Annotated in this window: 11 protein-coding genes and 1 pseudogene; 11 read left to right on the top strand and 1 reads right to left on the bottom strand. The window is 63.9% G+C overall.

All coding sequences use genetic code 11. The features are described 5' to 3' along the window. The coding region (locus G7A99_RS12390) for a transposase (protein WP_205599835.1) at positions 1-425 on the bottom strand (425 nt) is incomplete at its 3' end. A 230-nt stretch (positions 426-655) separates the two neighbouring features. On the opposite strand from G7A99_RS12390, the pseudogene G7A99_RS12385 reads away from it, so the two are divergent. From G7A99_RS12385 to G7A99_RS12340, 11 genes and pseudogenes are all read left to right on the top strand, one after another. Next, positions 656-1,021: pseudogene (locus G7A99_RS12385) on the top strand (transposase); the annotation flags it as partial. A 156-nt stretch (positions 1,022-1,177) separates the two neighbouring features. Next, on the top strand, positions 1,178-2,875 hold the full coding sequence (locus tag G7A99_RS12380) for an AMP-binding protein (protein WP_163140569.1): 1,698 nt from the start codon (positions 1,178-1,180) through the stop codon (positions 2,873-2,875). Between the two features lie 132 nt (positions 2,876-3,007). Beyond that, positions 3,008-3,805, top strand: coding sequence for an ABC transporter ATP-binding protein (locus G7A99_RS12375; RefSeq protein ID WP_163140567.1), 798 nt, complete (start codon positions 3,008-3,010; stop codon positions 3,803-3,805). Further along, positions 3,795-5,768 (top strand): long-chain fatty acid--CoA ligase, encoded by a 1,974-nt coding sequence (locus G7A99_RS12370; RefSeq protein WP_163140565.1) that lies wholly within the window; start codon positions 3,795-3,797, stop codon positions 5,766-5,768. Before G7A99_RS12375 ends, G7A99_RS12370 begins: the two co-directional genes overlap by 11 nt. Position 5,769: 1 nt before the next feature. After that, positions 5,770-6,651, top strand: a complete 882-nt coding sequence (locus G7A99_RS12365; protein ID WP_163140563.1) for a branched-chain amino acid ABC transporter permease — start codon at positions 5,770-5,772, stop codon at positions 6,649-6,651. 5 nt (positions 6,652-6,656) lie between these two features. Then, positions 6,657-7,730, top strand: coding sequence for a branched-chain amino acid ABC transporter permease (locus G7A99_RS12360; RefSeq protein WP_163140561.1), 1,074 nt, complete (start codon positions 6,657-6,659; stop codon positions 7,728-7,730). A gap of 31 nt (positions 7,731-7,761) precedes the next feature. Next, the gene (locus tag G7A99_RS12355; protein WP_163140558.1) at positions 7,762-9,009 is read left to right on the top strand and encodes an ABC transporter substrate-binding protein; all 1,248 of its coding nucleotides are present in this window, start codon (positions 7,762-7,764) and stop codon (positions 9,007-9,009) included. Positions 9,010-9,011: 2 nt separating this feature from the next. Continuing rightward, complete coding sequence (locus G7A99_RS12350) at positions 9,012-9,797, top strand: ABC transporter ATP-binding protein (RefSeq protein ID WP_163140556.1); 786 nt, start codon at positions 9,012-9,014, stop codon at positions 9,795-9,797. Positions 9,798-9,809: 12 nt separating this feature from the next. Beyond that, the gene (locus G7A99_RS24910; protein WP_205599834.1) at positions 9,810-10,022 is read left to right on the top strand and encodes a hypothetical protein; all 213 of its coding nucleotides are present in this window, start codon (positions 9,810-9,812) and stop codon (positions 10,020-10,022) included. Next, positions 10,019-10,174 carry a hypothetical protein gene (locus tag G7A99_RS25950; RefSeq protein ID WP_205599833.1) on the top strand — a complete coding sequence of 52 codons (156 nt, stop codon included), beginning with the start codon at positions 10,019-10,021 and terminating at the stop codon, positions 10,172-10,174. Before G7A99_RS24910 ends, G7A99_RS25950 begins: the two co-directional genes overlap by 4 nt. Before the next feature lie 304 nt (positions 10,175-10,478). Next, positions 10,479-11,462, top strand: a complete 984-nt coding sequence (locus G7A99_RS12340) for an IS5 family transposase (protein WP_163140554.1) — start codon at positions 10,479-10,481, stop codon at positions 11,460-11,462. Positions 11,463-12,049: the final 587 nt, after the last annotated feature.

Raw genomic sequence — 12,049 nt, 5'->3', positions numbered from 1 at the left:
CGCTCATCGATGCTCTGGCACAGCCGAGACACCTGGGACGAGGAAATGCCCGTCATCCCCGCCGCGCGCACCAGATCGTCCACCGAGCGCGTGGACACGCCCTGGATGTAGGCCTCCTGCACCACCGCCGTGAGCGCCTGCTCCGCCGCCCGGCGTGGCTCGAGAAAGCCCGGTAGATAGCTCGCGTTGCGCAGCCGCGGGATCGAGAGCTCCATCGACCCCACCCGCGTGTCCCAGCGCCGGCTGCGGTAGCCATTACGGTGATCCGTGCGCTCGGCATTGCGCTCATGGCGCTCCGCCCCGCAGCGGCTGTCCACCTCCGCTTCCATCAGCTCCTGGACCACCTCCCGGACCAGATCACGCAAAAAATCCGTCTCACCGGCCTTCTCCGCCATCGCCAGCAGTGCCATCCTGTCCTCCGTCATCGCGGGTCTCCTTTTTCCAGGGTTCAAGGTCTGTACAACCCGAATCCTACGGAGGCCCGCGGTGACCCGCCTACCGCCTTTTACACACTTCCGGGGACGCTACCGCCGCTGGCGCGCGGGAAGCCCCCGAGCCTCGAGCGCCCGCCAGCGGGCCGACCCTGGCGAAATAAGTCCGCTTAGATGGAGACCCCGGAGTTCCGTTAATTCTGTCGCACTACACTAGGCTGACAGCCAGGGAGATGGAGCAGTGGGACCACGGCGGCGGCTTTTCCCTGGAGGCCAGCATACGCATCGGGGCTCACAACCGATCAGGGCTCGAGCGCCTGCTGCGCTATTGCGCCCGTCCGCCCTTCGCCGCCGACCGACTGGAGGAGATCGACGCCCAGCGCCTGATCTACCCCCTGCCCAAGCCAAGCATGGACGGGAAGACCCAGATCATCCTCTCGCCGCTAGAACTGATCGACCGCATCGCTGCGCTGGTCCCGCCGCCCCGGCAACATCGGCATCGTTACTACGGCGTGCTCGCCCCCAATTCGCCGTTGCGTCCGGCGGTCACAGCCCTCGCGCCGCATCCCGAGGCGCCGGAACCTGAAACGCCGGCGGCAGAGGCGGCAGCGCACGACTCGAGGCGGCACCCGTTGCATGTTGCGTTGCGGCAACGAAATGTGTTGACGCTTACGTAAACGACATCTAGCTTCGACTAACAAAAATAAGGAGGCACAAGCCCCAAACCCGGTTTTTCAGGAGGATGCATGACACCGCTCAGCCGCAGCTATGTGCATGGCGCCAGTGAGCAACCGCTGAACGGAGAAACCGTCGGCCGCTGTTTCGACCGAGTCGTGGACGAGCATGGCAGCCGCGAGGCGCTGGTATGCCGAGCCGAGGACATCCGCTGGACTTGGCGAGAATTGGCCGCGAGAGTGGATGACTTCGCTGCCGGACTGCTCGCGTTGGGGCTGGAGCGCGGCGATCGGATCGCAGTCTGGGCGCAGAATCGAAGCGAATGGGTAATAACCCAATTTGCCGCTGCCAAGGCGGGGCTGGTGCTGGTCAACATCAATCCTGCCGCCCGCCAGGGCGAGCTGCGGGAATACCTCAATCAGGTAGGCGCCCGTGCGCTGGTGGTGCAGGATCGCTTCAAGACCAGCGATTATCTGGCCATGCTCGCGGATCTGCTGCCGGAGTTGACTGCCGCGCAGCCCGGGCGCTTGCGCGCGCAGGCGGTGCCGTCGCTGGAGATCGTCGTCCGTCTCGGCGAGACGGAAGGCAGCGGGCTCGGCATGCTGAGATTCGACGAGGTCCTCCGCCAGGCCAACGACGCAGCGCGACGCCGGCTGACGGAGGCCGCCGAAGAGATCGATTTCGACGACCCGGTCAACATCCAGTTCAGCAGCGCCAGCGGCGGCAAGCCGGCCGGCGCCACGCTGACCCATCACAATATCGTCAACAACGGTTATTTCATCGGCGAAACGCTGCGGCTCACGAGCGAAGACCGAATCTGCGTTCCCGTACCACTGTTCCATTGCTTCGGCATGGTCATGGGCAACATGGCCTGCCTCACCCATGGCAGTACGATCGTCTACCCGGGCGAAAGCTTCGATCCGGAACAGGCCCTGGCGACGGTGGCCGCAGAACGCTGTAGCGGACTCTACGGTGTGCCGGCGATGTTCATCGCCATGCTGGAGCACGAGAACTTCGCCGACTACGACCTCGGCTCCCTGCGCACCGGCATCATGGCCGGCGCGCCGTGCCCGATTGAGACGATGCGCCAGGTAGTCGCCGACATGCACATGGAGCAGGTCACCATCGCCTACGGCATGACCGAGACCTCGCCGGTTTCCTTCATGAGCGACGTCGACGACGCGCTGGAGCGGCGCGTATCCACCGTCGGCACCATCCGTCCGCACACCGAGGTCAAGATAGTCGATGCCGCCGGTCGCATCGTGCCGGCTGGGGAAGTCGGTGAGCTGTGCGTGCGTGGCTACAACGTCATGCGCGGTTACTGGGGCGAGCCGGAGCGGACCGCGCAGGTGATCGACGCCGGAGGCTGGATGCACACCGGTGACTTGGCGAAGCTGGACGCCGACGGCTACTGCAACATCGTCGGCGGCGTGAAGAATGTCGTTATCCGTGGTGGCGAGAACGTCTATCCGGTCGAAATCGAGGAGTTTCTGGCCAAGCAGCCGGGCGTCGCCGAGGCGGTCGTTTTCGGTGTCCCGGACCAGCGTCTGGGCGAGGAAGTGTGCGCGTGCGTGCGTCTACAGGAGGGCGCGAGCCTGGACGAGGCGTCGTTGCGCGAGCGTTGCCGCGGCGAGATCGCGCACTACAAGGTTCCCCGCTACTTCCGTTTCTTCGAGAGCTTCCCCGCCAGCAGCGGCGGCGCCTTGAAATTCATGCTGCGGGAGAAAGTGATCGCGGAGCTCGGCCTGGAGGCGCCGCAGACGGCATGAACAGTGGCCGGCGCGGCCGCCGGCACCTGGCTCGCCCTCCAACGTAGGGGGCGGCCTGCCCGCGAGGGCGACGAGAGGAGGAGCTTCCCGCTAGGGGGGCTGCAAACAAAAGCAACGGAAGAGGGCTCAGGCGTGGTAGCAGAAACCGCCAGCCGCGAGATTGTCCTGGACTGCGAGGACGTCAGCCGCTGGTTCGGCGGCCTGCAGGCCTTGAAGGACGTCTCCGTATCCATCGCCAAGGGCGAGATTCTTGGCCTGGTCGGGCCCAATGGCTCGGGCAAGACCACACTCGTGAATACCATCACCGGCTTCTATCCGCCGCAACAGGGCACGATTCGCTTCGAGGGGCAGCAGATAAACGGGCTCAAGCCGCACCTGGTGGCTACCCGCGGTATCGCGCGCACCTTTCAGAACGTGGCCTTGTTCAAGGGCATGAGCGTGCTCGACAACATCCTCATGGGTCGGCACATCTACATGCGCCCGAGTCCGCTGGCGTCGCTGTTCTACTGGTGGTGGGCGCAGAAAGAGGAGATCGCCCATCGCCGCAAGGTGGAGGAGATCATCGATCTGCTACAGCTGGAAAGCGCCCGCGACGAGCCGGTGGAGGTGATTCCGCTGGGCTTGCAGAAACGGGTCGAGCTGGCGCGGGCGCTAGCCGCGGAGCCCCGCTTTCTGGTGCTCGACGAGCCCATGGCCGGCATGAACCAAGAAGAGAAGGAATATATGGTGCGGTTCATTCTCGACGCCCAGGAGGCGCTCGGGCTGACCGTGCTGCTGATCGAGCACCACATGGACGTGGTGACCGCCATATGCGACCGCGTGCTGGTCCTGAACAACGGCCAAAAGATCGCCGAAGGGCCGGCTCGCGAAGCCATCAACGATCCCGCCGTGGTGGCGGCCTATATCGGGAAGACCAGCGATGCAGCCTGAGATCCAGTCCCTGGAAGCAAGCGCGCACCCGCCGGTTGCGCACAACTGGCGCGAGGACGACCACCTGCTGAGCCTGTTGGCGCAGAATGCCCGCGATCACGGCGACCGAATTGCCATGCGCGAGCGCGATCAAGGCATCTGGCAGGAGTACACCTGGAACGACTACCTGAGTCAGGTAACCGGCTTCGCCGCCGGCCTGGAGCAACTGGGCGTCGAGCCGGAAGCCAATATTCTGATGATCGGCGATAATCGCCCAGTTCTGTATTTCGGTATGTTGGGCGCGATCGCGCTGCGCGCGGTGCCTTCGCCCGCTTATCCCGATACCACGCCCGAGGAAATTGCCGATCAGTTGCGGCGCGACCACGTCCGGTTCGCGCTTGCCGAGGACCAGGAGCAGGTCGACAAATTGCTGGCGATCCGCGAAGACTATCCGCAGTTGGAGTGGATCATCTACGACGACCCGCGCGGTCTGGCCGGCAAGGAACCGGAAGGCGTAATCGCGTTTGCCGAACTGCTAGCGCGCGGGCACGAGCGCCTGAAAGCCGAGCGCGGGCTGCGGGACGACCTTTTGAGCCGCGCTCGCGCCAGCGACAAGACGGTTCTGCTGCATTCCTCCGGAACCACCGGTGCGCCCAAGGGTATCCCGCTCAAGCACGGGCACATCTTGGCGGGCGTGCGCAATGCCACGGCCGCGGGCTATTTCCGCGAGGGCGAGGTGCACATGGCCTACCTGCCCATGGCCTGGGTCGGAGACTTCATCTTCTCGATCGGAGCGGCGCTGGCGCTGCGCTTTTCCGTCAACATTCCCGAGAAGCAGGAAACCGCGCTGCACGATCTGCGCGAAATCGCGCCCACGCTGTACTTCTGCTCGCCCCGCGCCTGGTCGAACATGTTGACCCGCATTCAGGTCGGCATCGACGAGTCCACGCGCTTCAAACGTTGGCTCTACAACCGCTTCATGCCGTTCGCGGTGGAGCTGGAGCGGCGGCGCATGGAAGGGCATCAGCCGACTATGGGTGAGCGGCTCCGCCGCGCATGCGGAGAAGTGCTGGTGTATGGGCCCATCAAGGATCAGCTTGGCCTCGCTCGGGTCGAGCGTCCGTACACCGCGGGCGAAGCCATCGGCGAGGACGTATTCCTGTTCTTCCGCGCCCTGGGCCTCAATCTGCGTCAGTTCTACGGCCAGACCGAGAACTGCGCCCTGTGCGCCGCCCAGGACCCGGCTTCGGTCAAGCTGCATACGGTCGGGCGGCCGTTCCCCGGCGTCGAAATCAAGATCAGCGACGACGGCGAGATCCTCATGCGCGGGGACAACATCTTCGACGGCTACTACAACAATCCGAAGTCGACCGCCGAAACCCTGCGCGACGGCTGGCTGCATACCGGCGATGCCGGCTATCTGGAGGAAGACGGGCAGTTGGTGGTGCTCGGGCGCGTCTCCGAGGTCGTCTACACCGCCGGTGGCGAACGCTTCATCCCGACTTATATCGAGAACCGCATCAAGTTCAGCCACTACATCAAGGACGTCTGCATCCTGGGCAAGGATCGCGACCATCTGACGGCGCTGGTGGCGATCGACCTCGACGCCGTGGGGCACTGGGCACAGGAGAACGGCGTCGCCTACACGTCCTACGCGGACCTGTCGCAGAAGCCGGCCGTCTACGATCTGATCGAAGGCATCCTGGTACACGTCAACGCGGTATTGCCGGAGCCGCTACAGATTCGCCGGTTCGCGAACCTGCACAAGGAGTTCGATCCGGACGACGGCGAGGTGACCCGCACCCGTAAGCTGCGCCGTAACGTCATCGACGAACATTACGCACCGATCATCACTGCGCTGTACGACGGCAGCGAGCGGGTCGAGTACGAGGCTCGCATCACCTACGAAACCGGCGAGACCGGCGAGCTCAAGCGCGAGCTGGCGGTGCGCGAGGTGCCGGCTGCGGCGCAGGAGGGGAACTGATATGGCTTACTTCCTGGAACTGCTGATCAACGGCGCCTTGACCGGACTGATGTACAGCCTGGTGGCGCTCGGCATCGTGCTCATCTATAAGTCCGCCGGCGTTCCCAATCTGGCGCAGGGCGCCATGGTCATGCTCGGTGCCTACGCCACCTGGGTACTGGCTGCCTGGGTGGGGCTGCCGGTTTATCTCGCCATGGCGGTGGCGGCGGTCCTGATGTTCGGTTTCGGCCTGTTGTCCGAGCGTTTCCTGCTGCGCAGGATGGTCGGCCAGCCGGTGATCATGATCGTCATGCTCACGCTGGGGCTGGAAATCTTCCTGCGCGGCTTCGGACCTGGGCTGCTGGGCGCCGCGCCCAAGAGCCTCGACCTCGGTATCAACCTGATGCCGGTCATCATCGGCGACGTGTTCATCAACCGTGCTTACCTGATCGGCGGCGTGGTGGCGGTAGGATTGATCGCCCTGTCGCTGCTGTTCTTCCGCACCCGGCTCGGTACTAAGCTGCGGGCAGTCTCCGACGACCACGTTTCCAGCTGGGCGGTGGGTATTTCGGTGGAACGCGCCATCGGTGTGTCCTGGGGGCTCGCCGGCGTCGCCGCAGTAGTGGCCGGCGCGCTCTGGGGCTCCGTCCAGGGCGTCGACTGGACGCTGTCGGCGCTGCTGTTCCCGGCGATCGCCGTGGTCATTCTGGGCGGCCTCGACAGCATCTACGGCGTGCTCTTGGGCGGTCTGCTGCTCGGCGTCCTGGGCAGCGTCATCCCAGGCTACGTGGATCCCATGGTCGGCGGCGGTACTCGTGACGTGGTCACCTCGCTGGTGATCCTGGCGACCATTCTGATCCGCCCGCACGGCATGTTCGGCCGCGAAGACATCGAGAGGGTTTAAGCGCTATGTTCTATCGATTGTCCGGGGTGCACCACACCCGCTACGAAACGGCCCGCGGCCTCTGGCCTCTGCCCGCCGACCGCTGGCAGGTTTACCTGCTGCTGGCGCTCGCGCTGACTGCTCCGCTGTACCTGTCGGGTCTCTACCTCGGCAGCTATCTCATGCCCTGGCTGATCTGGAGCGCGGCGGCGCTGTCGCTGACGCTGCTGATGGGTCTCGCGGGACAGCTGCACTTCGGTTTCGCCGCGGTCATGGCGATCGGCGCCTACACCAGCATCCATCTCACGCGGGCCGGAGTGCCTTTCGAGCTGGCGCTGCTCGGGGCGGGCTTCGTCGCCGCCGTCATCGGCTGCATCTTCGGTGCCGCCGCGCTGCGGGTGAAAGGCCTCTATCTGGTGATGGCGACCCTGGCCATGCAGTACCTGGTGGACTGGGTCATCATCAACGTGCCGGCGATCTCCGGCGGCGCTCAGGCAACCCTGCAAACGCCTTCCGTGAGCTTCCTGTTCATGCCGTTGGACAGTCTGGTGGCACGCTACTATGCGGCGCTGGCGTGGGCCGTGGTAGTCACGCTGATGGTGCTCAATATCAAGCGCACCAGCTTGGGCCGCGCCCTGGTCGCCGTGCGAGACAAGGACTTCGCGGCCGCGGTGATCGGCGTCAACACCTTTAAATACAAGCTGGTGGCGTTCTTTACCAGCTCCTTCCTGGGCGGCATCAGCGGCGCCATCCTGGCGTTTTGCTTTTATCGAGCGGTGACGCCCGAGCAGTTCAGCTTCAACGTCTCGATCCAAATCGTGGCGATGGTGCTGGTCGGCGGGCTCGGCAGTGTCATCGGCGCCTATCTCGGGGCCGGCTTCGTGCTGCTGCTGCCGATCATCCTGACCAATCTGGTGGCGGGTATGGCGGCGGCGGGCTGGCTGGAGCTCTCCACCAACCTGGCCGCCCACATCCCGCTGATGGTGTACGGCGGCCTGATCATCGGCTTTCTGCTGTTCGAGCCGCTCGGGCTGGCCAAGATCTACGACAACCTACGCAAATACTTTCTGGTGTGGCCATTCCGGCATACCCAGAGCTGATCCCGTACCGGGACACACGAGGAGGAGAACGATGAAAAACCTGATCAAAGGACTCGCAGGTGCCGCTGCACTGGCCTTCGCGGCCGGTTCGGTACAGGCCCAGGAAGCCAAGGAGCCGATCAAGTTCGGCCTGTTCCTGGATTTCACCGCGGTGTACACCTTCGTCAGCGACGAGTACAACCAGGGGCAGCGCGACTACCTGACGCTCATCAACGAGGAAGGCGGGGTCGACGGCCATAAGGTCGAGGCCATCGTCCGCGATACCGGCAACCAGCCCCAGCGTGGGATCGAGGCCTACAACCGTGCCAAGCGCGAAGGCGCGGTGCTGTTCGACTTCCTGAGCACGCCGGTGTCCCGTGCCATCGTCAAGCGCGCGCTGCAGGATGAGGTGGTGCTGCTGACGCCCTTCCACGGCCGCGGCGACGCCAGTGACGGCGAGACCTTCCCCTACGTGTTCCCGGCGTTCGCTACCTATTGGTCGCAGGCAGCCATTCTCGCCAAATATATCGAGGACCATGCCGACGGGTTGAAGGGCAAGAAAATCGCCCACGTCTACATCGACTCTCCGTTCGGCCGCGAGCCGTTGCCGATCCTGGAGGACCTAGCCGCCGAAAAAGACTTCGAACTGCGTAGCTTCCCCTATCCGAGCCCCGGCAACGAGCAGTCGGCGGTGTGGACCGACGTGCGCCGCTTCCGGCCCGACTTCGTCTTCATCTGGGGAGCCGGCGGCGGCCAGGCGGTATCGGCGCGGGAAGCGATTCGTAACGGCATCTCGCCGGAGAAGCTCCTATCGGTGGTCTGGTTCGCGGAAACCGACGCCAGATCCGTGGGCGCTAACCGGGTGAAAGGCCTGAAGCGCTTCGAGGGCGTCGCTCCCGGCACCGATCACTCCGTGATCCAGCGCATCCAGGACAAGGTCATCGACGCCGGCAAGGGCGCGGGTGAGGCCGAGAACGTCGGCTCCTCCTACTACAACGTCGGTGTCGCCACCATGGCGCTCTCCGTGGAAGGGGCTCGGCTCGCCCTGGAAGAGTTCGGCGCGCCGCTCACCGGCGACAAGCTGCGCAAGGGGCTCGAGATGGTGGAGAACTTCGACGCCGACGGTCTTATGGCGCCGATCACTCTCACGCCCGAAGATCATCAGGGCGGCGGTTTCGGCCGTGTGTCGCAGTGGGACGGCGAGAAGTGGGTTCCGCAGACCGACTGGTACAACGCCTATCAGGACCTGGTCTGGCACGAGATCGAGCAGGGCGCTGAAGACTTCCGAGAGGGGCAATAAGCATGCTGACCCTGAGTAATGTCGAGGTCGTCTACGATAAGGTGTTCCTCGCCATCAAAGGGGTCTCGCTGGAAGTCGGGGAGGGCGACATGGTCGCCCTCCTCGGCGCCAACGGGGCCGGCAAGAGCACTACCTTGAAGACCATCAGCGGTCTGCTGGCGCCCGAGCGCGGCGAAGTGACTCGGGGCAGCGTCGAATTCCTGGGCGAGAACATCGTCGGGTCGGGCCCGCCGAAGCGGGTCGATATGGGGTTGGTGCACGTGCTGGAGGGGCGGCGCATCTTCGGCCATCTGACCCCGGACGACAACCTGCTGGCGGCCTACCGCAGCGGCGGGTCGCGCACGCGACTCAACGAGCTGCGCGAGCAGGTGTACACCTACTTCCCGCGCTTGAAGGAGCGTGCCCGGACCAAAGCCGGCTATCTTTCCGGCGGTGAGCAGCAGATGCTGGCAATTGGCCGTGCGCTGATGACCGAGCCGAAGCTGATCATGCTCGACGAGCCGAGTCTCGGCCTGTCGCCGCTGCTGGTCCAGGAGATCTTCGCCATCATCAAGGAGATCAACGAGAAGCAGGGCGTGAGTGTGTTGCTGGTGGAGCAGAACGCCTCCGCCGCGCTGGAGATCGTCAAGCACGCCTACCTGATCGAGAACGGCGGCATCGTCATGAGCGGCGAGGCGGAGCGCCTGCGCCAGAATCCGGACGTGCAGGAGTTCTACCTGGGCGGCACCGATCGCGTCGACTACCACAACGTGAAGCATTACCGCCGCCGCAAGCGCTGGCTGGCCTGACGGAGACTACCGATGAACGAGATTTCGCGCTTTCCCGTCCCCGACCTGGCGTCGCTGCCGGAGGATCTCGTGCGGCGCATGCGCGAGGTCGAGGAGAAGCTTGGATTCGTCCCCAACGTGTTCCTGGTGCTGGCGCATCGACCGGAAGAGCTGCGTGCGTTTCTGGCGTTCCACGACACGTTGATGGAGAAGGACGAAGGCTTGAGCCTGCCGAGCGCGAGATGATCGTGGTCGCGACCAGCAGCGCCAACGGCTGCCTGTATTGCACGGTTTCCCACGGCGCTTTTCTGCGCATTCGTGCGAAGCATCTGATTCGGCCAAGCTTGCCACTACCTCAAGAACTGCATCTTTCATTTGCATCTCCTTACTCGCGCTAACTCTAATCGAAGCGGCGGCTGAAAGCCGTCCGCCTTACGCGACTGGTTAGGTATTCAAAGCACAGTATCGATTTTGTCCACATACTCAGTGCATTTTTTGAACACGCTTTCAACTTCATCCCAAAATTCTTCATTCAAAATTAATGTCTGGTGGCCGCCCGAAAAATAGCAGAGTAAAACGCCGTCTTTAGTATCAAAACTTTAGAGCTCTATGGAAACACTGATTTATTGGCTCCTGGCTGTACCGGCCGGGCCTGCGGGCTGGGATAATGCGCCAAGGCCCTGTGTGATGAGACGGTAACCGATGCAGACGAGCTTCTCGGATCTGGAGTACGCCGCCAAGAAGAAGGTCACCCGCCGGGACCGGTTCCTCGCGGAGATCGAATCTATCACCCCTTGGGCGACGCTGGTTGCCGAGCTTGAGGCGTACTACCCGCGCGGCGGCGGTCGCGGCCGGCCGCCGATTGGTCTGGAGCGCATGCTTCGGATGTATGTTGCCCAGCAGTGCTTCGGGCTCTCCGACGAAGGCATCGAGGATGCGATCTACGACAGCCAGGCGATCCGGCGGTTTGTTGGTGTGGACCTCGCCCGCGAAGCGGCGCCCGATGCGACCACGCTGTTGAAGTTCCGCCGGCTTCTGGAGCGCCACGGTCTCACCCGGCGGATCTTTGAGGCGATCAACGCCCACCTCGCCGAGCAGGGGTTGATGCTCCGCGAGGGCACCATCGTCGATGCCACACTCATTGCCGCACCGCCGTCGACGAAGAACAGGGACAAGGCGCGCGACCCCGAGATGCATCAGACGAAGAAAGGCAAGCAGTACTACTTCGGCATGAAGGCGCATATCGGCGTGGACGCCGGCTCGGGGCTGGTGCACTCGATGGTCGCCACGCCCGCCAATGCCGCCGACATCACCCAGGCGCACCACCTGCTCCATGGCGCCGAGCAACACGCCTTCGGCGACTCGGCCTATCAGGGCGTGAGCAAGCGCGCCGAGCATCGTGGCAGCACCACGAAGTGGCATGTGGCCATGAAGCGCGGCGCGCGCCGGGCGCTCGGCGACGATGAAACCGCTCAGGCCCGGGAAGCCTGCGAGCTCATCAAGGCGAAGATCCGTGCCTACGTCGAGCATCCGTTTCACGTCCTCAAGAACCGGTTCGGCCACCGCAAGGTGCGCTACCGCGGCATCGCGAAGAACGAGGCGCAGTTGTATGCGCTGTTCGGCCTGGCGAATCTGCTACTGGCTCGTCGACGATTGCCGGCCGTCCCAGGGGGAGGTGCGTGTTGAGACCGCAGAAAAGCACACCAAATGAGCGACACGACGGCATTGTGCCGGCGAGCAGCGATGACAGCCGCCTTGAACGGCCACCAATCGCGCTTCTTGGTGGCATTGGCCACCTCAAACCCGACGAAACGCGCATTACTTCAGCGCTTCCCTATGTGCAAAAGCGTTGCGCCAAGTCATGATTTTTTTGAGGAATCCCTGAAGTTTGCTCGAATCCTTACCTAGATCCGTCGGTTCATCCTGTACCAGAACAAGCAGTAGCCGCAAGGTATGGGCCTGGCGTAAGTCAGGATGTTTCTCATCGACCTGACGGCTGCGGGAGGCATCGTTGCGGCGGCGCAGGGCCGGTGTTCAATGCACTGGATTTTCGTTTTCGACGAGGTTTCGGGGCGGCGGCTTTGCGGTGTTGGCTGCATTGTGCGGGCGCGGTCGTTATCGATGTCGTATCGATGAAGGGCGTTTGAAAGGCGATCCGTTGGGGGGATCGGGGTGGCGGGCGGTTTTTTGGGGGGTTGGTTGAGGGAGATGTCGCACACGGCCGGGGGCCGTGCACGACCTACGGGTGCTGCCGCGCATCGTGGAACTCGGTG

It is taken from the genome of Arhodomonas sp. KWT (assembly GCF_010993615.1).
This window is presented reverse-complemented; position numbering and strand designations above follow the sequence as displayed.